The organism is Bacillus cereus group sp. MYBK15-3 (genome assembly GCF_051916765.1).
In the GTDB taxonomy this organism is placed as follows: Bacteria; Bacillota; Bacilli; order Bacillales; family Bacillaceae_G; genus Bacillus_A; species Bacillus_A cereus.
Map to the genome: position 1 here is coordinate 253,976 of NZ_JBQAHG010000003.1, position 26,773 is coordinate 280,748.

Consider the following 26,773-nt stretch of genomic DNA (forward strand, 5'->3'; position numbering starts at 1 on the left):
AAAATGTTTAAAAAGTTAATGAAAGTATGTGTATTAAGTGTAGCGAGTGTAGGGCTATTATTTAGTTTCCAAGGAAGTACATTTGCTGCTACTGATTTAAGTAGTTACTATGACGGGAAAAATCCAGCAACAACGAAAGTATACGGAGGTAGTACAACGTGTGATGCAGATGGATTTAATGCAAAGTCTACAGCTGTGTATGAAGGGAGTAAAAAAGTAGGGACAGTGTATTTACGTTACAGCAATAAATGTCATGCAGCTTGGGCTAAGTTTGTTTTAGATCAACCAGCACCAGCTGTGTCTGGAGGAGTGTATGCGTACGCTGTTGTGAATAAATACAAAAATGGTGTATTTCAAAAATCAGTCACTTCTAATCAGGGAAACGGTACAATAAAAACAGGTCAAACGAGCACGTATACAGGAATGGTATTTGATTTAACTGCTGATTTCGGATACACAGCAGATGCTGAGGCGGTTACGTTTAATAACGGTTATGGAAAAACAGGACGCTATTAAAAAGGAGTGGAATACTTTGAAACTTTTAAAAAAGCTAAGCGCATGTTTTTGTCTATCATTGCTCGTTTTAACTAGTGTGTTTAGTACGACTGGTAATGATAAAGCATATGCAGAAGATCATTCGTATGATGGAAAAAGTCCGTATTACAATAGCTGTGACCAATCAGCAGTAACGAAAGAAAAGAAATGGATTGATTCCAATTCTTATGTGGAATTAAAATTTAGCACGACGTGTAAGACAGCGTGGGCAAAAGTTACTGTAACCCGCCCAGCAGTATATAATAATGAAGCTGATGCAAGAATTGTAAGAAAAACAGATGGAAAGGCATACACTTGCGGCAGTGCTGGAGGAAATGGTGTTGTAAATAAAGGGCAAACATCATGCTATACGCCAATGGTATATGATTTAGATCCAAGAAAGGCACAGGCGCAGGGGAAACATGCCATTCCGAATAGTGATGCATATAATTATGCGGAGACTATTTGGTATTGATGAGGAAATGGAGAATGTAAGATAGAATATTTTAAGAGCATGTTTTGAGTGGTTTTCAAAGCATGCTCGAATTGTATTCATTCTAATTTTTTTAGTAATCATGGACCATTGAATTAACTAAGGTCTGTATCAGGAGGAGTATATCCAAGATGCCTAGCCATTGATACAATTTGTCCTTTATGATGAAATTCATGTGTTTCTGTATGAGTTAAAAGCCATAGTGGTGTTGTACTCCAAGGTTCTTTTTGCCACTTTACTTCATTTGCTATATTTTCGAGCCAACGGTCATTGTATTCATCTAAAAAACGTTGTACAGTCTCATCTACTAACTTAAATCTAGCACGGACTTTTTCCACATCTGCATGCTCAATTTTATAATCACTAGCGAATGAAAAATCTGCTCGTTTTTGTTTGAATGCGAATGATCCAAGCCAGTATCGATAGCAATCGGCTACATGAATATGTGTCTTTATAATGCCACCGCTCCCGAAATTCGGAACAGTGCTATGTAATTTTTCTAGTGGGATTTCTTCCAAAAATGAAAATAGAGTTTCTCTTGTAGAGCTAATAAGATTATATTGTTGTTTTAAAATATGTAACATGTAAGTACACTCCTCTTTTATTTACATAGTAAGTAATTCTATATTTACGAGGAGGGAACCTTTTTATTATTTTTAATAAGCATATTAGATGTATTTCTTATTTATTTCTGATAGATTAAACAAGGTAAAACTTTAATGAATTGAACATTCTTAGTTCATAATAAATTGTACATCAAGAAGGGGAACGATAACATGAATAGACTAGTGGGTTTAAAACAATTTGAAATAACGCGCGGGGCATTACTTAAATTTATGGAGACGCTAGATGATAAAATTGCAGATACGCAGCCAGAGGGTTTTAACAATACAATTCGTTGGCATATTGGTCACGTGTTAACAGCAGCAGAAGTTTTCATGTTTGGAAAAGAATTCAAACAATTACCAACTGAATATCCAGGTATGTTTGGATATGGATCAAGACCATCTAAATGGAAAACAGAAGGACCATCATTAGAAGTGTTAACGACTCAATTAAAAGAACAAGCAAAGCGTATTAACGAAATGCCAGCAGAAGCATTTGAAAATAAACTACCAGAGCCGTTTTTAGGATTGGAAACTGTTGGTGAGCTTTACGGTATGATGCTTTATCATGAAGCTGATCATATTGGGCAAATGAAGGCGATGGAACGTATTATTAAAGCTCTTTAGTCTTAATTGCATATAACAAGCAATACAGTTGTAATGTTAAATAATATATACAAAAAAGGTAGATAAATTATTATCTACCTTTTTTGTATAACTTCTTGAAGGATTAGAGAATTTTATAATTTTTTAGGTTGTGATTATTAATTGTAGTATTCCTAAATATGGAATATAAGTATAATGATAGAGAAGAACTAGAAATAGGGGTGAATACTATGATTACATTAGAGCAAAAGTTAGAGCAATATAAACATACATATGTACAGTTAAAGGGAGAACTAAAATGGAAAACGAGTGATTCTCGAACAGGAATGATGATTGCTGCTATGTATGCAGGTAGTGATAAATTGTTTAATCTCGAACGTTTTTTAGAAATTAGTAGTTATATTAAGAATCAAGTAGGGATGTTTTCATACTTAAAGTCTTATCATCGTTTTGTAGTGGCCGCAACATTAGATATTCACTTTACAGATTACAAGAAAGCTTTTCGGACGTTTTTAGATTTATATGAACAATTGGTCACTAGTGGCTTTAGCCGGAGTATATTTACTTATCTCGCAGCAGCTGTGCTTTTAACAGAAGAAAATGAACAGCATGGCGCGCACATTCAGCGTTCGATGCAAGTATATAAACGCATGAAAAAGGATCACCTCTTTCTTACAAGTACAAATGATTATCCGCTCGCGGTTTTATTAGCAGGACAATCAGAGAATGTAGAAACACTTATGGATCGTGTAGAACGTCTGTATCAGAAACTAGCGAAAGCTGGTTTGCGTAAAGGGAATGATCTTCAGTTTTTAAGTCATATTCTTTCACTAAAGAAGGATGTCCGTGAAGAAATGTTAGTTGCAACATGTACAAACATATGGAATTTGTTAAAACAAGAAAAGGTAAAAGTGAAACAGATGCATTATCCAGCAATCGGGCTACTAGCGTTACTTGAAGATGGAGAAAAAGAGATTTATGCTATTAAAGCGTTGATTGAAAAACTGCAGGGGGAGAAATTATTCCGTTGGCATACAGATACGAATATTCTTATTGCTATTCAACTGTTCGTAAGTCAGAAAGGTGAGGAAAGTAAAGCTACCAACACAGGTTTACAAACTATGATAGAAGTCCTCATACAAGCACAACAAGCAGCTATGATGGCAACGATTGCCGCTTCATCTGCAGCAACATCTTCTGCTAGTAGTAGCTCATAATATGTAACTACTTTAATAAGGAAGGTAAAAAAGCCCATCACTTTCTAATGAGTGATGGGCTAACTATTTTTACATAATCAGCATTATTTTTTCGACTCTTTCAAATGTTTGAGTTGTGTAACAATCATAATGCTAATAACAACGAGTAAAAACCATGAACTAATTTTGCTTAAGTGAACGAGATTCCACGCTTCCCGTTGATTTGGATATTGCCATGCTCCGAAAAATGTTGCGATGTTTTCTGCAATCAAAATGAAGAATCCGATAAGGAAAAAGGAGAGAACGAGTGGCATTGTATATGTAACGCCTTGTAATGAAAATTGTACAAATGTGCGAGAGAAAACAATGAATAGTAGTAAAGTTAATATCCATCTAAAATCGTATGTAAAGTGGTGTGTGAAAAAATTGAAGTAAATCATAGCTCCTAACGGCACGGCAAAAATAGCTTTCGGCCAATGATGCATTTTTAAATCCAACCTTCTCCACGCTTGGCATATGTAACTTGCGACACTTGCGTACATAAAGCCGCTGTAAAGTGGAACTCCAAAAATCTTTGAATACGCCTCTTCAGGATAACTCCATGAACCGAAATGAACTTTATATATTTCTAGTAAAAGGCCGATGAGGTGAAAGACAGTAATTACTTTTAATTCGTCTTTCGTCTCAAGTCCAGTCTTGTACATAATCCACTGCATAAGAAGACATGCAATGAGTATGAAATCATAGCGATATAACCCTGGAATAGAAACGATTTTTGAAAGGGCTAGTGTTAAGAAAATAACGACTGGGAATAAGCAAGATAATGCTTGCTCGTAAGTGAAGTGTAGTAGTTGTTTTATATATAACATTGGGTCACCTTCGGTATTTTTATTTGAAAACTCGAAATAATGATTAAGTATACTACACTTTTAAAAATAAGCTAGTAGTCTATTTTGTGTGTATTTGTAATTTTTGGAAGGGAATTGTAATAAGTATTTTAATATTTAGCGAAGTGAAAAAATAGTTTGCTATTTAAAAAAAGTGGCGATATAATATCTAAATGAAAATGATAATTATTATCAATAATAATTACAAATAAAAAATAATTATAAAAAACAACTGAATATAAAGGATGAAATGAAACATGTTACATAAGTCTACTGTACATGCTGGTAATAACCGCTGGATACATATTAAGTTCATATGTTTCATGAGCTTAACAATTTTATGTTTAATTGGATCTATATTTTTAGCCATTTCATTTGGTGCAAAAGATATTCATTTACAAACGGTGTGGGCAGCGGTTTTGGATTACAACCCGAAACTAACACAGCACCAAATTATTTATGAATTAAGGCTCCCGAGAGTAATTGGTGCAGCAGTTGTAGGGGCAGCTTTTGCGGTTGCTGGTGCTGTTATGCAAGGTGTAACACGAAATCCTTTAGCTGATGCAGGTGTACTCGGAATAAATGCAGGTGCGATGTTTGTAGTAGCACTTAGTTTTGCTTTTTTCCCACATATGTCGTATTCCTATTTAATGATTGTTTCCTTTATTGGAGCTGTCTTAAGTACAGTACTTATCTTTGTTATTGGATCAGCAACATCAGGCGGGTTAACACCAATGAGGTTAACGATTGCTGGAGCGGTTATGGCAGCGCTTTTACATTCATTAAGTTCAGGTGTTGCGATTTATTATGATTTAAGCCAAGATTTAGCGTTTTGGTATGCTGGTGGTGTTGCAGGGGTTAAGTGGGAACACTTGAAATTTTTAGTCCCTATTATTCTTATAACGATTATTTTTGCGACAATGCTAGGGAGATCAATTTCACTCATATCAATGGGAGATGATGTTGCTACAAATTTAGGAGTGAAAACGAACCGAACGAGAATACTAGGGATGATTATAGTAGTTATTCTGGCAGGTGTTTCTGTTTCAGCTGTTGGTTCTATCGGATTTGTAGGACTAGTTATCCCGCACATTGCTAGAAAATTAGTTGGTGTTAATTATCGACTCATTATTCCTATGTCAGCATTATTAGGAGCTATGTTATTAGTTGTAGCTGACCTAGGAGCAAGAGCAGTAAACCCTCCTAAAGAACTTGCGATAGGAATTATGGTAGCTCTTGTTGGAGTTCCGTTCTTCCTCTATATAGCACGTAAAGTTGGGAGGGAGCTATAAGTGAAGGGTCTTATTAACACAGATAAAAAAAGAGCCATTACTGTAACTACAATATTCGGTTGTATTGGTATCGCTGTCATTTTACTTAGCTTAAATACAGGGACACTTAGTATTGCACCGCTCAAAGTAATTCAAACGCTTTTCGGTTATGGTGATTTTGAAAGTGCAACCGTGCTATACGATTATCGTATGCCAAGAATTATAATCACAATGTTAGCTGGTATTGGCCTTGGGATTTCCGGTGCGATTTTACAAGGATTATCACGTAACGCACTTGCAGACCCTGGTATTTTAGGACTGCATTCAGGTGCATCTTTCGGGCTAATTATATTTGTTACTTTCTTTCATTCTATTAATGAGAATGCATCGATTTTAATACCGTTATTTACATTTGGTGGGGGAATACTAGCTGCATTTTTAATTATTATACTTGCGAGTGATCGATCAAAAGGTTTACTTCCCATTAGACTTATTCTCGTTGGTATTGCTGTTTCAGCTGGATTTAGTGCGATTTCGTTATTTTTCTCTCTCAAGTTAAATGATGAGACATATACATTCGCTTCCAGATGGTTAGTTGGTAACGTGTGGGGAAGGGATTGGATTCATGTCCTTGCATTATTACCTTGGATTTTCATACTAACCCCGTATGCATGGCTAAAATCTAAAACGTTAAATGCATTGTCACTAGGTGATAGTGTAGCAGCAGGACTTGGTGTTTCTGTTCAAAAAGAACGGTTATTACTTTTAGCTACAGCGGTTGGATTATCTTGCGCAAGTGTATCGATGGCAGGAGGGATTGGTTTTATCGGTTTAGTTGCTCCGCATATCGCAAGGAAGTTAGTAGGTACTACATATCAACACTTTCTTCCTTTAGCTGGCATTATCGGAATGATTATTTTAGTGCTAGCAGATACGATAGGTCGTTCTATATTTGAGCCAAACTCTATTCCAGCTGGTGTAGTAGTGGCAGCTTTAGGAGCACCGTATTTTCTTTATTTACTTACAAAAACAAAATAAATACTTCAAAGAGGAGAACATATGAAAAAGAAACTTACTATTTTATTTAGCATGATGTGTATTTTAGTATTAGCAGCATGTGGTCAAACGAAAGCTAATGAAGAGGCAACGAAAAAAACGGAAAAAAGTAATGACCCAAAAATTGCTTCAATGTCTATTCATTTAACGAATGATTTACTTGCATTAGGAATTACACCAGTAGGTTCTGTTATTGGTGGAGATTTAAAAGATTTCTTACCGCACGCAAAAGAGCAGTTGAAAGATACGAAGAAGCTTGGTGTTGTAACAGATCCGAATATGGAAGCGTTACTTCAATTAAAGCCAACTGACATTTATGTTGATGAAAAATATGCTGGTAAAGATGTAGCGAAATACGAAAAAATTGCAAAAACACATTCTTTCAATTTAGATGAAGGTACGTGGAGAGATCATTTAAAACAAGTTGGTAAACTTGTAAACCGTGAGAAAGAAGCAGATAAATATATTCAAGATTACGAAGAGCAATCAAAACGAGTAAAAGGTTTAATAGATAAAGAGCTAGGTAATAACGAAAAAGTAATGGCAATTCGCGTTACTGCAAAAGAATTGCGTGTATTTAGTACGAAAAGACCGATGGGACCAATTTTATTCCAAGACTTAGGGTTACAGCCTGCGAATGGTGTAGAGAAAATTGATGGAAACCGCCCTTTCGAAGTCATTTCACAAGAAGTATTACCTGACTTTGATGCAGATGCGATTTTCGTTGTTGTAAATAGAGATGATAAAGCAAAAGCAGCATTTAAACAACTTCAAGAAACGCCAATTTGGAAAGACTTAAAAGCAGTTAAAGGCAAGCACGTATACATTATCAATGATCAACCATGGCTGGACTATTCTGCTTTAGGAAACAAAATGGCAATGGATGAAGCGGAGAAAATGTTTACGAAATAATATAGTTTTGCTATTAGGAAAGGCCCTCTAAATTTGGAGGGCCTTTCTATTGTTGTTAGAATAAATAAAAAATTATACAATGAAGTTAATTCAATATGGAGGAGATGTGCCAATGTCAGCGCTTATTGTAAGTATCCCGTTTATGAAACAGTTTATGGAATAAGGGGATAAATAGGCTAAAATAAGTATCCCTGTTATTTAAAAGGGGGAGTTTGAAATGACAATGAATCTTTTTCGAAATAAAACGATTAAATTATCAGCTATGAGAGAAACAGATGCTGAAGTAATGGCTATGTGGCAAGAAGATAGTGAGTATTTAAGACATGTTGATACAGATGTAGCATTCCCGCAATCTTTAAATGAAATAGCAAGTGATGAGTTATTAAAAGGACGGAGATCGAATAGTGTTTCTTTCATGGTAAGGACAGTTCAAGAAAATCGCTTAATTGGTTTTGTGGCGATTCATGGTATAGAGTGGAATAACAGAAAAGGTTTATTAGCCATTGGTATAGGAGATACGAATGATAGAGGAAAAGGATATGGGAAAGAAGCAATACATCTTATTCTAAAGTATGCTTTCTATGAATTGAATTTACACCGCATCGGTCTCGATGTTATTTCGTATAATAAACCTGCCATTGCATTGTATAAAAAGATGGGTTTTCAAATGGAAGGCTGTATGAGAGAAGCGGTTCAAAGAGATGGGAAGTGTTTTGACCGTATGATTATGGGGATATTGCGAGATGAATGGATAGAGCTGCAAGGTTAGAAAGTACATTCGAAATTATATATGTAGTATGCAGGAGATATAATGGTAATTGGCGAAAATTTACAGTGTGTTGATTGAATTTATAAGGAGTCATGTAAAATGAATTTAGAAAAGGCAAAACCAGTAAATGAAGAGGTCGCCGAATTAAAAGAACTTATTAAAGAGTTGCACGGAAGTGTGCACCAACTTCAAAGTGAAGTGCAGCAACTAAGGCACGAAAGACCAATTGTTGAAGTGAGAAAAGGTGTTCAATTATCACCAACAATTGTCGGACAAATTGGTGGTATGATTTTAGGTGGTTTAGCAATTATCGGTATATTTTGGTGATGACAAAAGGTTTGCAGCACGCATGCTGCAAACCTTTTGTATTTGACGACATAATTTCATGCAATACAACTTTTACATTAAATAACGTAAATATATATAAGCATGTGATAACAAGAGTGCAACAATAGTTAATGGTAAACCAATTTTTAAGAAGTCCATATAAGAGAAGCCATGTCCTTCACGTTTTGCAATACCAGCAACGACTACGTTTGCAGATGCACCGATTAGTGTTCCATTTCCTCCTAAGCAAGCTCCAAGAGATAACGCCCACCATAGTACTTCGATTTGCGGAGAATCGACAGATAGTCCGAGTCCTGTAGCTAAGTCTTGAATAAGAGGAATCATCGTTGCGACAAATGGGATGTTGTCGATTGTCGCAGATGCGATGCCAGATACCCATAAAATAAGTATAGCTGCGAATCCGATGTCACCGTTTGTTACGTCGATTACTTCTCTTGCAAGTGAAGAGATAAGTCCGATATCAATTAACCCGCCAACGAGAACAAATAATCCGGCGAAGAAGAAAATGGTTACCCATTCAACATGGGCAAATACATCTTCAATATCATGTTCTTTCACGCCGATTAACATAAGAAGTGTAGCGCCTGTCATCGCGATAACAGCAGCGTCTACATGAATAATCGAATGAAGTACGAAGCCTAAAATAGTTAGTCCTAAAATCGAAATAGATTTTAAAAGGAGGCTTTGATCTTTAATGTAATCTTTTTCGTTTAATGCCATTAGTTTTTCGATTTGTTCAGGTGTTGTTTTTAGTTTGTTACGATACATGAAGTAAATAATGCCAAGTGTCACGATAGAAATAATAATTACGATTGGAGCTAAGTTAAGTAAAAAGGCGTTAAAGTCTAAATGCTTGTTTGCTGATCCAATCATAATATTAGGTGGATCACCGATTAATGTTGCTGTTCCGCCTATATTTGAAAACAGCACTTCTGAAATCAAATAAGGCACAGGATTTACTTTTAAAATACGTGTAATGGATAATGTAACAGGAACGATTAATAAAACAGTCGTTACATTGTCCAAAAATGCTGATCCGACAGCAGTTAATAGGGATAGTAATAATAAAATGCGAATCGGTTTTCCACCAGCTGCTTTTGCCGCTTTAATGGCCACAAATTCAAAGACGCCTGATTGACTCGTAATATGTACGAGAATCATCATCCCAATTAAAAGGGTAATCGTTTCCCATTGAATATGTGATGTGAAAGCAGTATGTAAATCTACAACTCCAAAAATAATCATAATAGCAGCACCGAATAGTGCGATTACAGCACGATTCAATTTCTCAGAAATAATAAATCCGTACGTGATTAAAAATACGGCAATTGCAAAATAATATTGCCAATTTGCTACTTCATGTGCTGACTGTTCCAATCATGTCACCTTCTTTAAATTATGTATTCAATTGTCGAAATGTATCTCGCTGCAATAATACGGGATAAAATATATTGTAGCAAATTCAAAAAAGAAAGAAAACTATTTAACAAAGTGAAGGAAAAAATGTATTTTTTACATATCATATAAAAAATATAAAAAACACAGTGCAAATTATTAGGAAAAGTGAGCGTTGTCCTCTAATATAGAGATAGCAATTTACATTATTTTTGCGTAAAATGGTTTAAAGAGGTGAATTCCGATGGAAATAGTAAAAGATAGTTCTCTTATTCAAAATGAAATTGAACGTTTTGTAAATAAAGATGTATATATTCATTTAGAAACGACAAACGGAGCGTATGCATCACACATAAATGAAAAGATGATGACAGTTGGTGCTTTCATTCGAAATGCGATTATCCGTTTTGAACGCGGGAAGATAACTGGAACAAATCCATACCGAGTTGGTTTGAAAATGGATCACGGTTGGGTATATGCTGAAGGTATTACGCACTGGGAAGTAGACGATCAAGAGCGTTTATTATTAGCTGGACATGATAATTTAGGTCGTCTAGCAGTTGCACTTGAGTTAAGCTTAACACCATTTAAGTAAGAAGGAGGGAAACTTATGGAGAGACATGTACTTGTTGTATTTCCGCATCCAGATGATGAAGCATATGCTGCGGGAGGAACAATTCGCTTATTAACAGATCAAGGAGTACCTGTAACGTATGCATGTGGTACTCTAGGACAAATGGGACGTAACATGGGTAAGAACGTATTCGCTAACCGTGAAACGATTCCACATATCCGTAAGAAAGAATTGAAAGATGCTTGTGAAGCGATGGGTATTAAAGATTTAAGAATGCTTGGCTTCCATGATAAAACGTTAGAATTTGAAGATGTTGATTTCGTTGCTGACAAAATTGAAGCAATTATTCAAGAAGTAAATCCATCTCGAATTATTACATTTTATCCAGAGCACGGTGTACATCCAGATCATAATGCATTTGGCCGCGCTGTCGTTCGCGCTGTATCACGTATGCCAAAAGAAGAGCGCCCAGTTATCCATGCTGTTGCGATTACGAAAAATCGTGAAGCAGTATTAGGAGAACCGGATGTTGTAAATAACATTAGTGAAGTATTTGATCATAAATTAACTGCATTAGGTGCGCACCGTTCACAAACAGAAGCAATGCTTGAAGACACGCATGCAAAAATAAAAAACAAAGATGCAGCAACATTAAAATGGCTGCAACTTGAACAGTTTTGGACTTATAAATGGGAGTAGGCTAGAAGGATACCTTCTAGTTGCTCTTACATAGAAAAAGCGCCGTCACTTGTGATGGCGCTTTTTCTTGTTGAAGACTATATATTTCTTAGGGTGCTTCAAAATTTTTAAATTAACGTGCAGTATAGCCTCCATCAACAAGAAGTGTTGTACCGTTAACAAAACTAGCATCATCACTTGCTAAAAATAAGACAGCTTTAGCGACTTCTTCTGGTGTTCCAAGTCTGCCTTGTGGATGAAGTGAAGCTAAATATTCTTTCTGTTCAGGATTAACACTACCAAGTAAAGGGGTGTCAATATAACCGGGGCACACCGCATTAATACGTATTCCATATTTAGCGTAGGCAGTACATAAATTTTGAGTTAATAGTTTCACACCACCTTTTGCAGAGGAGTATGCTGTTGGGGTAGGTAATGAAACAAAACTATGAATCGAACCAGCGTTAACGATGACACCACCTGTACCTTGTTTAAGGAATTGTTCAATCGAATATTTATTAGAAAGGAATACCCCAGACAAATTAATATCAATAGTCCTTTTCCACTTTTCATAGGATAATTCGTTTGCTGGTGCATCATCAGCAACGCCGGCATTGGCATACATAATATCTAATTTACCGTATGTACTTACTGTCTCATGAATTAGCTGTTTAATATCTGCCTCTTTTGTTACATCAGTTTTAATAAATAAAGTATTATATCCATGTGCATTCAATTCATCTGATAGTTCTTTTCCACGTTCAGAAAAGTCAGCAATAACTACTTTTGCACCTTCTTCGATAAAAAGACGAACAGTAGATTCGCCAATTCCACTTGCTCCACCAGTTATGATTGCTACTTTGTCTTTCAATTTCATATAAACCTCTCCATTCATCAATGAATTTAAGTCGAATTTTAAAATCTGGTTATGTCACTATTAACCTTAAATAGTAAGTAGATAGAAGAAAAAGCTCGCGTTTACTTAATTGTGAGAGTGCTATTTTTTCTTTAGTGTACTTTTTGATACAGTTATGGACGAAAATATTAATTTGGTCAATCTTATCATTAGATTGAATATTTGGTAAAGAGCTCTCGAACAGAGCGAGTACGGATGCTGAAAAATTAAAATAAATATGAAGTATTATTTGTAGGGTAAGGAACAAGGGGGAGAGAAGCATAACGAAAACTACTACTCTATTTAAATAGGAAAAAACCTTGCAGGGGGGCAAGGCTTTAAACAGGGTATTAAAAATGGTTGATTTATTAAGAAGAACTTCTTCTTGTGAATAAACTAATTTTAGCATGATAACTCATATGTATGTGTTACGAATTTGTGAATAAAAACTCAATGATAAAAGTATGAGTGAAAGGAAATAATGTATTTGAAATATGTATTATTACAGAAAGTTTAGTTGAAATAGTGAGGAAAATAAAAAAGCGCAATGAGCAAAATAATTAAGAGACGAATTATATGAAAGATTAGTGGAACGCCTACTATTTAATTCTTTAGAACTGATTTTTAATAATGCATATAAGAAACGTATATTTTGAATTATTTAATAGAATAATATATATTTATATTGATTTAGTGATTTTAGTTTGTTAAAAATGGGGAAATCGATATGAAGGTTAAATTTGCCGTAATAAAAGATGAGAGCTTTGATTGTAGTTTATTGGAAACAAAATTATTGAAAACTTTTAAAGAAGTAGATTGTGAAGCAGATATTGTAAAGGTTGAGGATGAAATTTTTGAAAACAATGATGTACAAACGCATTTATCAGAAATAACCATTCATGTTACTGGAAAAAATATCGGATATAGATCCGTTTCAGCCAGTATATTTATTGTTCTAGAGAGTTTATCAATACAGCTATTTCGTATTCATATTAGTATACTTTAAGCAGTTCAAAAATTGGCTTCTTCAGAAAATCATACTGATTATATGGAGTTGTAAATATGAAAACAATAGAAATTATTGTAGGAGATTCCAAATGTTGGATTGCACCTTATTTGTTGTTAAATAAACAAGGGGTTCCTTTTAAAATTTTAATGTATCTTAACGCTAATTTATAAATAGAAGAATAGAAACATGTGAGTAATTCAATTAGATTGTACAAATAATTTGGTACGCGAATGTACGCAATGTATTCACAGGTAAGAGGGTTGTCTCATAATATATATAGATTTTTCTATTAAGATGAACAGAGGGTGTGAATATATGGAAGATGTTTACGCTAAAATTGACAGTCTCAAGGCGGAGCAAAAAGAAATGATGAGAGACATTCGAAATTTAGAAACGCGTACCACTATTAATGAGAAAGATATAGCAACAATCAATAAGCAATTAGAAAAAATAAGTACAAACACTACTTGGATTTTGCGAATTATTATTAGCACGATAATAATGTCAGTTTTAGGATTAATATTAAAAGGAATGATTTAGTCTTGTGAAATAGAACGATATAAAAGAAAGGGGGGGCTCCCTCTTTCTTTTATGTAAATGGGAAGCTATAAATTTTCTGTTTCCTTTTCACCTGCATATTTTTCCTCTAAAGAAATTAATAGAGGAATGGATACGGTTACTAGAGTGATTAAAGTAGTTATAAAAGATTTAGAAAGAGAAAAAGAACCTTCAATTAAAGGTGATAAAAACTTGAATGAAAGTAGACTTGTTATGAAGGAAATTACTAAAAAGCTAAAAAGAGAGATATTTTTATTCTTTATAGATGTTTCTATAAAGTCTTTAACACAGGTTATTACAACAAATATAGTTAATATGATAAGAGAAACAAAATAATGTGTTAAATTCGTCATACTAATAGTAGGATCGTCTATTATGTAAGCAAGTAACTTAGATACTAATATTCCTCCAAACAATAAAATAATAAAAGCAAGTAATCCTTCCAATATATAAGTGCTGAAATTGTCTTTCTTGTTAAAGAGTTTATAGTTTAGAGTAGATTGGGTTATTTGAATTAGGAATAGGCTAATAATCCATACATAATATACAATTGGTAATTCTCCTGAGAATAGAGAAATTAGAAAGTTTAATACTGTCCTTAAAATTTCAATCATTACGAAAGTCCTCCTGTTTGTAAGCTTGTGACATTAAAATATGCTAGTCTATCGTTTAATAATTAAGTTTATGAATTCAAACTATTTCTAATTATTCCATAAAAAGGTGAATGCATCAAGTTATCTTTTTAACAATCCTCCAAGGTTGAGCACTAGTAAAAGAAACGCAATATGTAATATAATTGAAAAAGTATATTTAAAAATCGATGTTAATATTACCCTCCTATAAGTATTAACATACGTAATTGAGGTGTTTTCTTTGTTGTTTTATGACCGGATTTCTATAATGGCCCCTCCTGTTCCGTAGCTAAGGAAAGTCTTTTTATTTCTGAGATTTTCAAAGTTATAGGAGGGTATGAAAAATGAAAAAAGTCTCAGTACCATCACTTTTGTTAATGATTGTTCTTGTCGCATTTCCGCAAATTAGTGAAACGATTTACACACCGTCTTTACCGGACATTTCAAAGGCGTTACATGTAAGTAATAATGAGGTGCAGTTAACGCTTAGTGTGTATTTTGCTGGATTTGCTTTAGGTGTATTTTTTATTGGATGGCTATCAGATATAATTGGCCGTCGCCGGGCAATGTTATTTGGAATTGTCGTATATGGCGCTGGGAGTTTCTTGTGCTTTATTGCAAATTCCATTGAAGTTTTATTGGTAAGTCGTTTTATTCAAGCGTTTGGAGCAAGTGCAGGATCAGTTGTGACGCAAACGATTCTTCGTGAAAGTGTAGAAGGGCATAAGAGGCATGTTATGTTTGCTCAAATTTCAGCAGTCATTGCTTTTACACCAGCGATAGGACCGTTAATTGGTGGCTTTCTTGATCAAATGTTTGGATTTAAAATAGTATTTTTAAGTTTAGTAGTTATGAGTATCGGTATTTTTCTGTATACGTTTGTTTCTCTTCCTGAAACAAAAACGGGCTCAGTAACGAATAAAATAAATGTATTTTCAGTCTTGAAGAGGTTAATTACAAATCCAAAAGTGGTAACATATGGGCTGTTAATTGGAGGAGCAAATGGTGTTTTATTTAGCTATTATGCAGAAGCGCCGTTTATCTTTATTGAATACTTTCAGTTATCGCCTAGTATGTATGGCTTTCTAGGAATTGTTGTAGCGTCTGCTTCTATTGTTGGAGCGAAAATTTCAAAACGTTTACTTGCTACTTATAAACCAGAGAAAATTATATATATCGGTTGTCTCGTAATGAAAGGAGGAGCTATCCTTTTATCTGTTATTACGTTTGTGGGATCAAATCCGAATGTAATATATATGGTTGTATTTTTAATAGCGATGTTTATATTGCTATTAGGAATTGGAGTAGCGTTACCTAATTGTTTAAGTTTAGCGTTAGTAGATTTTCAAGATGTCATTGGTACAGCTGGAGCGTTGTTTAGCTTAGGATACTATGTAATTGTAACGATGACAATTTGGGGAATGAGTCAATTGCATACGGGCTCGTTACTGGTGATGCCACTTTATTTTCTAGTTATTGTAGTTATAATGGCAGTGTTTACTAGGGTATTTATCTTTGGTAAGTAAACTTCGAAATCGATTTAAATATGAAATTGTAAAAGAGTCTCATTTTTTAATGAGACTCTTTTATATTTTATCCCGTTGTTTTGAGGCAGAAAGGTTTCTGCCTCAAAATTTGGCTGGGGTAAAGAAGTTAGTAGTTTATTAATATATTAAATTTCTTATTGGTATATGAATCGAATGTGTGGGAAATTACGTTATCAACTATAAAGGTTGAAGTATTTGAGATATGAAACCGAGGAAGATAGCATCTCCTCGTTTATTTATATTGTAATAATATACATGTCGGAATCATATTGAATAGATGTATTTTATTGTTAATTTAGTTAAAAATTAATCAGACTTATGTATAATAATTTATTGAAAAAATAATTGAATTTTTCAGATTAATGAATTAATATAAGGTGAGTAATTTTAAGATTTATAGAATATTGGAAGATGAAAGGTTCTGAGAATTTTATTAGGAGCACAAAACGATTTTAGGATAGCTTTAAAGCTAGTGTAAAATGACGTTTGCTTCATCATTTTCAGGGTCGAAAGGAATTAGGGGAAAGCATCTTGTGTTAAAATGCGGCTATGAATCATCTAAGAGGGGGAAGTGAAGTGGCAAACAAAGAATTGAAAAGAGGTTTAGAAGCACGTCATATTCAAATGATTGCTTTAGGCGGAACGATTGGTGTTGGTTTGTTTATGGGATCAGCCAGCACAATTAAATGGACAGGTCCGTCAGTAATGCTTGCTTATGCAATTGCAGGTATTTTCATCTTCTTCATCATGCGTGCCATGGGAGAAATGTTGTATATGGAGCCAAGTACAGGCTCATTTGCGACATTCGGTCATAAGTATATTCATCCACTAGCTGGTTATATGACAGCGTGGAGTAACTGGTTCCAGTGGGTTATCGTTGGGATGTCAGAAATTATCGCGGTTGGAGCGTATATGCAATATTGGTTCCCGGATTTACCAGCTTGGATACCAGGTATAATTGCAATGGTTATTCTTGGTGCAGCTAACTTAATTTCTGTGAAGTCATTTGGTGAATTTGAATTTTGGTTCGCGATGATTAAAATCGTTACGATTCTATTAATGATTATTGCGGGATTTGGCCTTATTTTCTTCGGAATTGGTAACGGCGGAGAAGCGATTGGCATATCTAATCTTTGGTCAAATGGCGGTTTCTTTACAGGTGGTTTCTCAGGATTCTTCTTTGCTTTATCACTTGTAGTTGGTGCATACCAAGGTGTGGAATTAATCGGTATTACTGCTGGTGAAGCGAAGGATCCAAAGAAGACACTTACAAGAGCGATTCAAAGTACAATTTGGCGTATTTTAATTTTCTACATCGGTGCTATTTTCGTTATTGTAACTGTGTATCCGTGGGATCAATTAAGTACAATTGGTAGTCCGTTCGTAGCAACTTTTGCGAAAGTTGGTATTACGGCAGCAGCTGGATTAATTAACTTCGTTGTTATTACAGCAGCAATGTCTGGTTGTAATAGTGGTATTTATAGTGCTGGTCGTATGCTTTATACGTTAGGTGTAAATGGACAAGCACCGAAATATTTCACGAAACTTTCTGGAAATGGTGTGCCTTTATTTGGTACAGTTGGCGTAATTATCGGTCTGGCGGTTGGTGTTGTTTTAAGTTACATCGCACCGAAAAACTTATTCGTATATGTATATAGTGCGAGTGTACTTCCTGGAATGGTACCATGGTTTGTCATTTTAATTAGTCAAATTAATTTTAGAAAAGAAAAGGGAGCAGAGATGAAAGATCATCCGTTCAAAATGCCATTTGCTCCTGTTACAAACTATTTAACAATTGCCTTTTTAATTATGGTATTAATCGGAATGTGGTTTAACGATGATACTCGTATTTCATTAGTTGTAGGTATTATTTTCTTAGCTATCGTTACAATTAGTTTCTATGCTTTTGGAATAGGAAAGCGAGCTCCGTTAGACGTTCAAAATAATAAAGAGATTTCAAGTAAATAAAGAAGAGGCTGTTCATCTGGAACAGCCTTTTCATATTGTTGCTATTTGTCGATAAATCGATATAATTTGATTTGTGATAGATATATTTGAAAAATCGTTGATATATTGTACGTTATGATAGATATATTCGAAAAATCGTTAATATAATTTTACATACTATCTGTCGCTATCATGATTAAAATTTCTCTAATACGATTTTCCCAATGGTGTGCCCGCTTTCAAGTAGTGTATGTGCTTTCTTTAAGTTTTCAGCGTTAATCGGTGTTAATGTTTCATTTAAAGTAAGAATCCTTTACTTCTATATTATAGATGGTGAAATATTGCTATGTAAAAAAATACCCTTTTTTTATGCAAGCTGTACTGATAGTCTAGAAGGAGTTTATTTTTAAAAAGAAGAATTTTTTACTGTATTACTTTATCCAAAACTAAATGTAAAGGTGGATACATAATGACAGTAAAGAAACTTTATTTCATCCCAGCAGGTCGTTGCATGTTGGATCATTCGTCTGTTAACAGTGCGTTAACACCGGGGAAACTATTAAACTTGCCGGTGTGGTGTTATCTTTTGGAGACGGAAGAAGGTCCTATTTTAGTAGACACAGGTATGCCAGAAAGTGCAGTTAATAATGAAGGGCTTTTTAACGGTACATTTGTTGAAGGACAGATTTTACCGAAAATGACTGAAGAAGATAGAATCGTGAATATATTAAAGCGTGTAGGGTATGAGCCAGACGACCTTTTATATATTATTAGCTCTCACTTACATTTTGATCATGCAGGAGGAAATGGTGCTTTTACAAATACACCGATTATTGTGCAGCGAACCGAATATGAGGCAGCACTTCATAGAGAAGAATATATGAAAGAATGTATATTACCGCATTTGAACTACAAAATTATTGAAGGGGATTATGAAGTGGTACCAGGTGTTCAAGTATTGTATACGCCAGGTCATTCTCCAGGCCATCAGTCGCTATTCATTGAGACGGAGCAATCCTGTTCAGTTTTATTAACGATTGATGCATCGTACACGAAAGAGAATTTTGAAGATGAAGTGCCGTTCGCAGGATTTAATCCAGAATTAGCTTTATCTTCAATTAAACGTTTAAAAGAAGTTGTGGCGAAAGAGAAACCAATTGTTTTCTTTGGTCATGATATAGAGCAGGAAAAGGGTTGTAGAGTGTTCCCGGAGTATATATAGTGCAAAAAGTCATGAGTTCGCGTGCTCATGACTTTTTCATTTAAATAATTTTTTTAAATAAATTATAAACTTTTTTTGAACTATCTTCGTTTAACTGATAGTACGTAAGGTTTACATCATCAGGAGTATCTTGCTGAGCAATCATCACTTCGCTGCTGTGATGATCAACTATCCATATGAAATATTTTTTATAAGTTCCATCCTCGAAAGTAATCCACATATCACAATCTATTAAATCTGATCCTTCTTCATCCAATGTTAATTTTCCTTTTTTTGCGGTATTCATACTGTTAATAAACGTTTTTAATTCATCTGTTTTTGTGAGAAAGATATCCTTTTTTGTTTTAATTGATTCTACATGTATATCTTTTATTTCCTGCTTTCCTAAAAAAACAGGGGGCTCATTTGGATCTCGCGAGCTTGAAATAATAGTAGCTTTCTTTTTCGGTTTGTTTGCAGTATAGAGATCTTGAATAGATTTTCCCGAGTTTACAAACCATACAATTCCACAAATAATTAATACGCTACCTAGCAATAAAATAATTTTTTTAATAGGGTTTTCTCCTCTCTATTATTTCGTGTGAAGAGCTTTTCTATTAATATATGATAGGTAAGCGTAAAGTATTATAGTTGAACTTGGTTATGCTTCACAGTTTTTATCGGGCGATCTATGAGTAAATTGTAAGTGAGCCCAATTAATACGAAAATGCCACCGATAACTTTACCGATTGAGAGTTCATTTGTCAGGAAGAAATCAATAATAGTCCCCGCAAATAATTGTCCGATAAAGATGAGTAATGTTAAATAAAAAGCTGATATTTTAGGAGTAATATAGTTGGATAATGAAATAACGATAACGCCTACTAATCCGCCTAAGTACACAGCAATAGGAATAGATTGTAACGTCTGCATTGGAATATACAATGAATCTGAACTGAAAATTAAAAATAACATAGAGAAAAATAATCCAGTAATATAATTGAAAAATGTGCCTTCCCAGTTTCCAATTTCCTTTGCTAAATTCGCGTTAATAATTCTAGCAACGACGATAGAAACACCAGCTAAAATAGCGATAGTAATATATAACATATTTTTGCCCCCATTAATAAATTGTCATGATAATAATCCCAGAAGAGATGAATGCTAATCCAACTAGTTTTTTCTTTTCAAACTTTGCAACTTTCATTCCTAATAAGCCGAAATGATCGATAATGATGGAAGCAATGGATTGGCCGAGTAAACTTAATGCGATCGTAATAGAGGCACCAAGGACGGAGAAACTTATATTATTAAAAAGAACAGTGAATACTCCAATCGCTCCAGCGCTATATAAAAAAAGCGGAATACCTTTATTGAAATGAATTTTATGTTTGTTTAAGATTAAAACGAAAATAACTGCAATTAAACCGACAAGGTGAATGACAACGCTTGCTGTATACTTCCCAATTAACTCGGATAAAATTCCATTCAATGGAAGCATAACGGCGATGAGCACACCAATAAAGACAGAAAGAAAGTTATACAATGTAATATCCCCTTTATATTTCATATTTGTAATGACTGTATCATGCTGAAATTGTGAATTACTATGACATATGTCATAGTGGAAGGGGAAAATTTTGATTACAATGGGGAGTAGTTGTAAAGGCGGGGGAACTATGAAGAAAATATGTAATTCTATTAAATTAACAAATTATATGAAAGAAAATAATATTGACTCCTTTTTTAGTAATGATATGAAACCATATATGGAACTAATATTTTTTAAAAAGAATGAGTTTATTTGTAGAGAGAATGAAGAGATAGATTATTTATTTTTCTTCGTTGAAGGAAAAGCGAAAGCGTTTAACACATTAAGTAACGGGAAATCCGTATTACTGTGTTTTTATGATAGTTTGCAGTTACTTGGAGATGTGGAGCTAATTCATTCCCAAAGGATTACATCAAATGTACAAGTAATGGCAGATTCATATTGTGTTGGTTTACCATTAGGAAAAGTGAGAAATAAGCTATTTCATGATGCGAAATTTTTAAGATGTATTTGCGGATCATTAGCACATAAGTTAAACCGACTTTCCAAAAACAGTACAATTAATTTATTGTATCCGCTTGAAAATAGACTTGCGAGTTACATGTTAGCAGCAGGGGAACGAGCAGTTCAGCATGAAAATAGAATTGTGTTTAGTGGGAATTTAACGGAAATAGCGGAGTTGTTAGGAACGAGCTATCGGCATTTGTTGCGAACATTAAATATTTTTTGTGATAAAGAGATAATAAAGAAGAACGATGGATGCTATGAAGTAGTAAACGTGGATGTTTTGAGAGAATTGGCAGCAGATGTTTATAAATAGGAGGAGAGTATAAATGATAACACCTATATTTAGAATTTTTGATATTGAAAAAGCAAAACTATTTTACTTAGGTTTTTTAGGATTTAAACTGGATTGGGAACATCGGTATGAGGAAAATAGGCCATTATATTTGCAAATTTCGTTACAGGATGCTGTGATACATTTATCAGAACATCATGATGATGCCTCACCAGGTGGTGCGATTCGGATCAAAATAGATGATGTAAAGGATTATCATTCTGTATTATTAAATAAAGAATATGCTTATTCGAAGCCGAATATAGAAAAAACACCTTGGGGTACAATTGAATTAACTGTAATTGATCCGTTTTCAAATAGAATTACACTGTACGAGGAAAAATTGTAGAAATGGAATGAAGAGTAGTTCATAGAGCAGTGAACTGCTCTTTTTTATTTTGAGTAGATATTGAATCATATAAAAAGAAAATGTTATGATTATGGAAACGTATGAATATATGAACAAGTATTCATACGTTTAAGAAGAGGAGGGATTAGAATGAAAGATCTAATTATTATTGGGGCGGGTCAAGCTGGATTAACAATGGGATATTACTTGAAGCAAGAAGGGTATAATTTTTTATTACTTGAGGCAGGAAAACGAGTTGGTGATTCATGGAGAAATCGATATGATTCTTTGCAGCTTTTTACCTCAAGGTCTTACAGTAGCTTGCCGGGTATGACGTTAATAGGTGAAAAAAATGAATTTCCATATAAAGATGAAATTGCAACTTATTTAGAAGAATATGCAAAACATTTTCAATTACCGGTACAATTACAAACGGAAGTTCTAAAAATAAAGAAAGAAAAAGAAATATTTGAATTACATACTCCTACAGAAATTTTACAAACGAAAAAAGTTATTATCGCATCAGGTGCTTTTCAGCAACCGTTTATTCCCTCAGTTTCAGCAAATCTATCATCACATATTTTTCAAATACATTCATCACAATATAAATCACCATCACAAATTCCTAAGGGAAAAGTACTAGTAGTAGGTGGTGGGAATTCAGGAATGCAAATTGCAGTAGAACTGGCAAAGACTCATGAAGTTACGGTGTCTATTAGTCATCCTTTAACGTTTTTACCGTTACAACTTTTTGGAAAAAGTATTTTTAATCTGCTAGAAAAAGTGGGTTTATTGTACGCTGAAATAAATACAAAGAGGGGAAGATGGTTTCAGAAGAGAAAGGACCCTATTTTCGGTTTTGAAGGTAAGAAACTTATTCGTAATGGAGCAATCAAACTGCAAGAAAAAGTAGTAAGTGCACCAGGAAATAACATTATGTTTCAGAATGGTGATATTTATAGTGCAGAAAGCGTTATATGGTCAACTGGTTTTGTTCAAAATTATAATTGGATTGAAATTGAACAGGCAGTGAATGAGAAAGGATTTCCTAATCATATAAAGGGAATCAGTCCAGTAAAAGGATTGTATTATATCGGTTTACCATGGCAATCTCAAAGGGGTTCCGCACTTATTTGTGGTGTAGGAAAGGATGCAGCGTATGTACTTTCTGAAATCAAAAAAATAGATCAGTAGCGATAACTACTGATCATCCATATGTACATGAATTAGGAGAGGTCAAACATTTATTAACTTTATTATAATAGATTTTTACGGAATTAAAAACTGAAAATTCAAATTTAATGTTGAGAAAGTTTTTTGTATCGAAATATATGAAAAAATAGGGATTTTTATTTAAACAGAAAAAGATATTTCTATTTTAGTAAATTATGATATAGTCTAAATAAGCGTGTTTTTCCATAAATGTAATTATTTTCATTGTAGTTTTGTTTATATGAGGGAAGGAGAAGTAATTATGAAGTTTGATGATCAACGCTTATTAGGAGTCCGATTAGGTTCTGTACTTGTGACAGAGGAAAATCAATATTTAGTAATTAAGAAAAAAGATCATTATGCACTGTTAAATATACATAATTTAGAATGCACACATGTTGAAGTGCAGTTAGAACATTTGGAAGAAATGTTGCGGGAAGATTTCCAAGAAAGTATAACGGAGATTATCGCACCAGAACATATAAAAATTGTTGCGAAAAATGTTATATAGATAAAGAAGCTGGAAGGAACAGCTTCTTTATTTTCATTATAAGGATAACGTTTTTACAACCTCACCAATGAAGTGTTTTCTTTTTTAGTTAGTTTGAAGTGAACTTTTGAAAAAATTTGTCTCGGTACATGTACATAACCCATGAGATTGTTATTAAAGAAATGATGATTTGTTTGTTTTTAATTGGTGCATTGAAAACAAGCCAACCAACTATATCAAATAACAAATGTAGCACGATTGAAAGAACTACAAATTGAAGTAACGTATTTAAAAATCTTTTTATAAAGTGTCCTCTTAAAATAATAGGTTTTATTAACAGTTTGATATAGTGATATTATACATTAAATGTGTATTGTGGTAAAATTTACATAAGTTAGTGGAATAAAGCAAATGAAAGTTAGTAAGGGGGAACATTCATGGAATTCTGGATGGTTATACTGATAGTAGCTGTTGGTTTCATTTATATCGCTGAAAAATTAACTACAATTGAAAAGAAAAATGATGCGCGTTTAAAGAGAATTGAAGATAGATTACAATTAATTACGAAAGAAATGGGAATTATAGAAAGAGAACCTGAAATTAATAAAGAACTACGCCAGCTTGTAGAAGAAGGCAAAAAAATTACAGCAGTTAAGAGAGTAAGAGAAGCTTTTGGTTTTTCCTTACTAGAAGCGAAGCAATATGTTGATAAATTATAAAAAAGATCATCCATTTGGGTGATCTTTTTCACTGCACCATGCGTGTATTTACATAAGCGGCGATTATAAAGTGTCCAATTAGAGTGATAGGAATAACGATTGTGACATTAGGCGTAGTGAAGACACTACCGATTGTCGCAATGACACCAGCAATTAAATTATAAAGACCTACTATTTTTGATAGTTTCACTTTATCAGGCACGCGGCGTTCGTTGAATCCTGATAAGAGCCAAGTGTACTGCTTTACTCCGATGAAATAAGCTAGTGCAAATGAAATGATTGCTACTATAAATAATGTTGGTGAAGCGAAGAGAGTCATTGCAAACACCTCCGTTAATGGACTATAAATAAATTATAGTCCGAATGTTATAATTTAACAAAATATAATTTAGGTTTTAAGTGTAATAGAAAAATGGAGTATTGTTAATGAGGGGAGATTAAGTATGAATATTGTGGAGTTTCAGAGGTATGTATCAAATTTCAGTAAAGAAAAAGGATTTCAAGATACAACAATTGAAGAGCGTACGATATATACGATGGCGGAATTAGGTGAATTAGCGGAAGTCATATTAAAGCGTGATACAATACAAGATGCGAAAAGAGAAATCGGTTTAGAAATGTTTGATGTAATTTGGAATGTATGTGATTTAGCAAATAAATTAAATATTGATTTAGAGAAGGCGTTTAAAGAAAAAATGAAAATTAATAAAAAGCGTGAATGGTAAGTAGAATTTTAATTTGTAAAGATGGGTGATATGAATGAAAAAGAAGCTTTTTATAGGAGGAATCTTTACTTTAATAAGTGTAATAAGTGTTGTCGTTTACTTAGTTTTTCAAGGCATATTCATTCCGAATCAAATAAGTGCTGATAAGTATGAAATAAAAGGTGTAGATGTCGCATCGTATCAAGGGGATATAGATTGGAGAGAGTTGGAAAAGCAAAATATGAAGTTTGCGTTTATAAAGGCGACTGAAGGAAGTTCGTTTGTGGATGAGTACTTTTCGAAAAATTGGAGGAATGCGAATAAGACAGATATGCGCATCGGAGCGTATCATTTTTTTAGTTTCAATAGTAAGGGTGAAACACAAGCAGAGCAATTTATACGAACTGTTCCAAAATATAAACAAGCATTGCCACCCGTGATTGATGTTGAGTTTTACGCTAACAAAAAAGATAATCCGCCTAAGCGTGAAGATGTTACGAAAGAGTTGGCGGTCATGATTGAAATGCTAGAAAAACATTACGATAAGAAAGTAATATTGTATGCAACGCAAGAGGCGTATGATTTATATATAAAGGATGCGAATCCAAAATGTGATATATGGATTCGTAGTGTTCTTACAAAACCGAGTTTATCTGATGAGAGAAAATGGACGTTTTGGCAATACACGAACCGCGGGAGATTAAGCGGTTATAATGGAAAAGAAAAGTATATTGATTTGAATGTATTTTATGGGAATGAGGAAGAGTTTGAGAATTATGGAATGGAAGATTAAGTTTTAAAGCGTACAACATTTTGTACGCTTTTTTTATCATTTGTGTAAAAAAATGTAAAAAACGATGGAACAAAGATTTGAGATGAATTGTCTAATATAGGTAATAACTATTTAGTTTGAAAGGAAGGATGGAGAAAATGAAAAAGAATACATTATTAAAATTAGGGGTATGTGTTAGTTTACTAGGAATAACTCAATTTGTTAGTACAATTTCTTCTGTGAAAGCAGAACAAAAGCTAGAGCAAATAGTAATCAAAAATGAGACGGGAACCATTTCAATATCTCAGTTAAACAAGAATGTATGGGTTCATACGGAGTTAGGTTATTTTAATGGAGAAGCAGTTCCTTCGAACGGTCTAGTTCTTAATACTTCTAAAGGGCTAGTACTTGTTGATTCTTCTTGGGATAACAAATTAACGAAGGAACTAATAGAAATGGTAGAAAAGAAATTTCAGAAGCGCGTAACGGATGTCATTATTACACATGCGCACGCTGATCGAATTGGCGGAATAACAGCGTTGAAAGAAAGAGGCATTAAAGCGCATAGTACAGCATTAACCGCAGAACTAGCAAAGAACAGTGGATATGAAGAGCCGCTTGGAGATTTACAAACAATTACGAGTTTAAAGTTTGGCAATACAAAAGTAGAAACGTTCTATCCAGGGAAAGGACATACAGAAGATAATATTGTTGTTTGGTTGCCACAATATCAAATTTTAGCTGGAGGCTGTATAGTAAAATCTGCGGAAGCTAAAGATTTAGGAAATGTTGCGGATGCGTATGTAAATGAATGGTCTACATCGATTGAGAATGTGCTGAAGCGATATGGAAATATAAATTCGGTAGTACCTGGTCATGGAGAAGTAGGAGACAAGGGATTACTTTTACATACATTGGATTTATTAAAATAAGAAATTGTAGAAATACAAAAGAAAGGAGAAATAATTTTCTCCTCTCTTTCTTCTAACTATATTTAAATGCTGAATCTGTCGATTACGTCAGC

Annotated in this window: 34 protein-coding genes and 1 pseudogene; 24 read left to right on the forward strand and 11 right to left on the reverse strand. The window is 33.9% G+C overall.

Annotated elements, in window-relative coordinates; genetic code table 11:
- The first annotated feature begins 3 nt into the window (after positions 1–3).
- Positions 4–516: a YjfA family protein gene (locus ACTFR8_RS15370; protein WP_000473746.1), complete on the forward strand. Its 513-nt coding sequence runs from the start codon at positions 4–6 to the stop codon at positions 514–516.
- Between the two features lie 16 nt (positions 517–532).
- Positions 533–1,009 (forward strand): DUF2690 domain-containing protein, encoded by a 477-nt coding sequence (locus tag ACTFR8_RS15375; protein ID WP_000771044.1) that lies wholly within the window; start codon positions 533–535, stop codon positions 1,007–1,009.
- 113 nt (positions 1,010–1,122) lie between these two features.
- Here the strand turns inward: ACTFR8_RS15375 and ACTFR8_RS15380 are convergent, their stop codons facing one another.
- Positions 1,123–1,611, reverse strand: a complete 489-nt coding sequence (locus ACTFR8_RS15380) for a DinB family protein (RefSeq protein ID WP_000902395.1) — start codon at positions 1,609–1,611, stop codon at positions 1,123–1,125.
- A 192-nt stretch (positions 1,612–1,803) separates the two neighbouring features.
- On the opposite strand from ACTFR8_RS15380, the gene ACTFR8_RS15385 reads away from it, so the two are divergent.
- Both ACTFR8_RS15385 and ACTFR8_RS15390 read left to right on the forward strand, forming a co-directional pair.
- Positions 1,804–2,259 (forward strand): DinB family protein, encoded by a 456-nt coding sequence (locus tag ACTFR8_RS15385; RefSeq protein WP_001081117.1) that lies wholly within the window; start codon positions 1,804–1,806, stop codon positions 2,257–2,259.
- Positions 2,260–2,417: 158 nt separating this feature from the next.
- A complete protein-coding gene (locus ACTFR8_RS15390) occupies positions 2,418–3,455 on the forward strand; it encodes a DUF4003 domain-containing protein (RefSeq protein ID WP_025966623.1) in 1,038 nt (345 codons plus the stop codon).
- An 83-nt stretch (positions 3,456–3,538) separates the two neighbouring features.
- Here ACTFR8_RS15390 and ACTFR8_RS15395 read toward each other — a convergent pair whose 3' ends face one another.
- Positions 3,539–4,303, reverse strand: a complete 765-nt coding sequence (locus ACTFR8_RS15395) for a DUF817 domain-containing protein (protein WP_252209649.1) — start codon at positions 4,301–4,303, stop codon at positions 3,539–3,541.
- 275 nt (positions 4,304–4,578) lie between these two features.
- On the opposite strand from ACTFR8_RS15395, the gene ACTFR8_RS15400 reads away from it, so the two are divergent.
- From ACTFR8_RS15400 to ACTFR8_RS15420, 5 genes are all read left to right on the forward strand, one after another.
- Positions 4,579–5,613 (forward strand): FecCD family ABC transporter permease, encoded by a 1,035-nt coding sequence (locus ACTFR8_RS15400; RefSeq protein ID WP_000902722.1) that lies wholly within the window; start codon positions 4,579–4,581, stop codon positions 5,611–5,613.
- Positions 5,614–6,630, forward strand: a complete 1,017-nt coding sequence (locus tag ACTFR8_RS15405; protein WP_000677264.1) for a FecCD family ABC transporter permease — start codon at positions 5,614–5,616, stop codon at positions 6,628–6,630.
- Between the two features lie 21 nt (positions 6,631–6,651).
- Positions 6,652–7,560, forward strand: coding sequence for an iron-hydroxamate ABC transporter substrate-binding protein (locus ACTFR8_RS15410; protein WP_000728222.1), 909 nt, complete (start codon positions 6,652–6,654; stop codon positions 7,558–7,560).
- Between the two features lie 217 nt (positions 7,561–7,777).
- Positions 7,778–8,329, forward strand: a complete 552-nt coding sequence (locus ACTFR8_RS15415) for a GNAT family N-acetyltransferase (protein WP_000178504.1) — start codon at positions 7,778–7,780, stop codon at positions 8,327–8,329.
- Positions 8,330–8,428: 99 nt separating this feature from the next.
- Positions 8,429–8,656 (forward strand): hypothetical protein, encoded by a 228-nt coding sequence (locus ACTFR8_RS15420; RefSeq protein ID WP_001047298.1) that lies wholly within the window; start codon positions 8,429–8,431, stop codon positions 8,654–8,656.
- Positions 8,657–8,728: 72 nt separating this feature from the next.
- Here ACTFR8_RS15420 and ACTFR8_RS15425 read toward each other — a convergent pair whose 3' ends face one another.
- Positions 8,729–10,054, reverse strand: a complete 1,326-nt coding sequence (locus ACTFR8_RS15425) for an ArsB/NhaD family transporter (protein ID WP_000437992.1) — start codon at positions 10,052–10,054, stop codon at positions 8,729–8,731.
- A gap of 262 nt (positions 10,055–10,316) precedes the next feature.
- Here ACTFR8_RS15425 and ACTFR8_RS15430 point away from each other — a divergent pair, with 262 nt between their 5' ends.
- Together ACTFR8_RS15430 and bshB2 are read left to right on the forward strand one after the other, a co-directional pair.
- On the forward strand, positions 10,317–10,667 hold the full coding sequence (locus ACTFR8_RS15430; RefSeq protein WP_000407045.1) for a YojF family protein: 351 nt from the start codon (positions 10,317–10,319) through the stop codon (positions 10,665–10,667).
- A gap of 15 nt (positions 10,668–10,682) precedes the next feature.
- Positions 10,683–11,345 (forward strand): bacillithiol biosynthesis deacetylase BshB2, encoded by a 663-nt coding sequence (bshB2, locus tag ACTFR8_RS15435; protein ID WP_000439483.1) that lies wholly within the window; start codon positions 10,683–10,685, stop codon positions 11,343–11,345.
- A 112-nt stretch (positions 11,346–11,457) separates the two neighbouring features.
- Here bshB2 and ACTFR8_RS15440 read toward each other — a convergent pair whose 3' ends face one another.
- A complete protein-coding gene (locus tag ACTFR8_RS15440; RefSeq protein WP_000768020.1) occupies positions 11,458–12,201 on the reverse strand; it encodes an SDR family NAD(P)-dependent oxidoreductase in 744 nt (247 codons plus the stop codon).
- A gap of 745 nt (positions 12,202–12,946) precedes the next feature.
- Here ACTFR8_RS15440 and ACTFR8_RS15445 point away from each other — a divergent pair.
- Positions 12,947–13,225: a hypothetical protein gene (locus ACTFR8_RS15445; RefSeq protein ID WP_000865018.1), complete on the forward strand. Its 279-nt coding sequence runs from the start codon at positions 12,947–12,949 to the stop codon at positions 13,223–13,225.
- A 318-nt stretch (positions 13,226–13,543) separates the two neighbouring features.
- Positions 13,544–13,768: a hemolysin XhlA family protein gene (locus ACTFR8_RS15450; RefSeq protein WP_000390471.1), complete on the forward strand. Its 225-nt coding sequence runs from the start codon at positions 13,544–13,546 to the stop codon at positions 13,766–13,768.
- Between the two features lie 65 nt (positions 13,769–13,833).
- Here the strand turns inward: ACTFR8_RS15450 and ACTFR8_RS15455 are convergent, their stop codons facing one another.
- Entirely contained in the window at positions 13,834–14,400 is a 567-nt protein-coding gene (locus ACTFR8_RS15455; protein WP_030026763.1) for a DUF5823 family protein, read from the reverse strand.
- 362 nt (positions 14,401–14,762) lie between these two features.
- Between ACTFR8_RS15455 and ACTFR8_RS15460 the strand changes: the two genes are divergently transcribed.
- Together ACTFR8_RS15460 and ACTFR8_RS15465 are read left to right on the forward strand one after the other, a co-directional pair.
- Positions 14,763–15,944, forward strand: coding sequence for a multidrug effflux MFS transporter (locus ACTFR8_RS15460; protein WP_252209648.1), 1,182 nt, complete (start codon positions 14,763–14,765; stop codon positions 15,942–15,944).
- Between the two features lie 597 nt (positions 15,945–16,541).
- Positions 16,542–17,933 carry an amino acid permease gene (locus ACTFR8_RS15465; protein WP_001284404.1) on the forward strand — a complete coding sequence of 464 codons (1,392 nt, stop codon included), beginning with the start codon at positions 16,542–16,544 and terminating at the stop codon, positions 17,931–17,933.
- Positions 17,934–18,108: 175 nt separating this feature from the next.
- On the opposite strand, the pseudogene ACTFR8_RS15470 reads toward ACTFR8_RS15465, so the two are convergent.
- Positions 18,109–18,216 (reverse strand): annotated as a pseudogene (locus ACTFR8_RS15470) (zinc-binding alcohol dehydrogenase family protein); the annotation flags it as partial.
- Positions 18,217–18,381: 165 nt separating this feature from the next.
- Here ACTFR8_RS15470 and aiiA point away from each other — a divergent pair.
- Entirely contained in the window at positions 18,382–19,134 is a 753-nt protein-coding gene (aiiA, locus tag ACTFR8_RS15475) for a quorum-quenching N-acyl homoserine lactonase AiiA (RefSeq protein ID WP_252209647.1), read from the forward strand.
- Positions 19,135–19,174: 40 nt separating this feature from the next.
- Here aiiA and ACTFR8_RS15480 read toward each other — a convergent pair whose 3' ends face one another.
- The 3 genes from ACTFR8_RS15480 to ACTFR8_RS15490 form a co-directional block, all read right to left on the reverse strand.
- The gene (locus tag ACTFR8_RS15480; RefSeq protein ID WP_000901696.1) at positions 19,175–19,669 is read right to left on the reverse strand and encodes a hypothetical protein; all 495 of its coding nucleotides are present in this window, start codon (positions 19,667–19,669) and stop codon (positions 19,175–19,177) included.
- A gap of 89 nt (positions 19,670–19,758) precedes the next feature.
- Positions 19,759–20,223 (reverse strand): DMT family transporter, encoded by a 465-nt coding sequence (locus ACTFR8_RS15485; RefSeq protein WP_000965814.1) that lies wholly within the window; start codon positions 20,221–20,223, stop codon positions 19,759–19,761.
- A gap of 13 nt (positions 20,224–20,236) precedes the next feature.
- Positions 20,237–20,683, reverse strand: a complete 447-nt coding sequence (locus tag ACTFR8_RS15490) for a DMT family transporter (protein WP_141444331.1) — start codon at positions 20,681–20,683, stop codon at positions 20,237–20,239.
- Positions 20,684–20,792: 109 nt separating this feature from the next.
- On the opposite strand from ACTFR8_RS15490, the gene yeiL reads away from it, so the two are divergent.
- The 4 genes from yeiL (at position 20,793) to ACTFR8_RS15510 (ending at position 23,575) form a co-directional block, all read left to right on the forward strand.
- Entirely contained in the window at positions 20,793–21,485 is a 693-nt protein-coding gene (gene yeiL / locus ACTFR8_RS15495; protein WP_100618887.1) for a transcriptional regulator YeiL, read from the forward strand.
- A 13-nt stretch (positions 21,486–21,498) separates the two neighbouring features.
- A complete protein-coding gene (locus tag ACTFR8_RS15500) occupies positions 21,499–21,852 on the forward strand; it encodes a glyoxalase superfamily protein (RefSeq protein ID WP_000632407.1) in 354 nt (117 codons plus the stop codon).
- Between the two features lie 150 nt (positions 21,853–22,002).
- Positions 22,003–23,046, forward strand: a complete 1,044-nt coding sequence (locus tag ACTFR8_RS15505) for a flavin-containing monooxygenase (RefSeq protein WP_100618778.1) — start codon at positions 22,003–22,005, stop codon at positions 23,044–23,046.
- A 280-nt stretch (positions 23,047–23,326) separates the two neighbouring features.
- Positions 23,327–23,575 (forward strand): hypothetical protein, encoded by a 249-nt coding sequence (locus ACTFR8_RS15510; RefSeq protein WP_000666948.1) that lies wholly within the window; start codon positions 23,327–23,329, stop codon positions 23,573–23,575.
- Positions 23,576–23,663: 88 nt separating this feature from the next.
- Here the strand turns inward: ACTFR8_RS15510 and ACTFR8_RS15515 are convergent, their stop codons facing one another.
- Positions 23,664–23,858 (reverse strand): hypothetical protein, encoded by a 195-nt coding sequence (locus ACTFR8_RS15515; protein WP_000819660.1) that lies wholly within the window; start codon positions 23,856–23,858, stop codon positions 23,664–23,666.
- Between the two features lie 133 nt (positions 23,859–23,991).
- Here ACTFR8_RS15515 and ACTFR8_RS15520 point away from each other — a divergent pair, with 133 nt between their 5' ends.
- Positions 23,992–24,273, forward strand: a complete 282-nt coding sequence (locus tag ACTFR8_RS15520) for a hypothetical protein (RefSeq protein WP_000397724.1) — start codon at positions 23,992–23,994, stop codon at positions 24,271–24,273.
- A 28-nt stretch (positions 24,274–24,301) separates the two neighbouring features.
- Here ACTFR8_RS15520 and ACTFR8_RS15525 read toward each other — a convergent pair whose 3' ends face one another.
- Complete coding sequence (locus ACTFR8_RS15525; protein WP_000171773.1) at positions 24,302–24,592, reverse strand: DUF3784 domain-containing protein; 291 nt, start codon at positions 24,590–24,592, stop codon at positions 24,302–24,304.
- A 124-nt stretch (positions 24,593–24,716) separates the two neighbouring features.
- On the opposite strand from ACTFR8_RS15525, the gene ACTFR8_RS15530 reads away from it, so the two are divergent.
- The 3 genes from ACTFR8_RS15530 (at position 24,717) to bla2 (ending at position 26,681) form a co-directional block, all read left to right on the forward strand.
- On the forward strand, positions 24,717–24,998 hold the full coding sequence (locus ACTFR8_RS15530) for a MazG nucleotide pyrophosphohydrolase domain-containing protein (RefSeq protein WP_001028132.1): 282 nt from the start codon (positions 24,717–24,719) through the stop codon (positions 24,996–24,998).
- 34 nt (positions 24,999–25,032) lie between these two features.
- A complete protein-coding gene (locus ACTFR8_RS15535; RefSeq protein ID WP_000727666.1) occupies positions 25,033–25,770 on the forward strand; it encodes a glycoside hydrolase family 25 protein in 738 nt (245 codons plus the stop codon).
- Positions 25,771–25,907: 137 nt separating this feature from the next.
- On the forward strand, positions 25,908–26,681 hold the full coding sequence (bla2, locus tag ACTFR8_RS15540) for a BcII family subclass B1 metallo-beta-lactamase (protein ID WP_252209646.1): 774 nt from the start codon (positions 25,908–25,910) through the stop codon (positions 26,679–26,681).
- Positions 26,682–26,773: the final 92 nt, after the last annotated feature.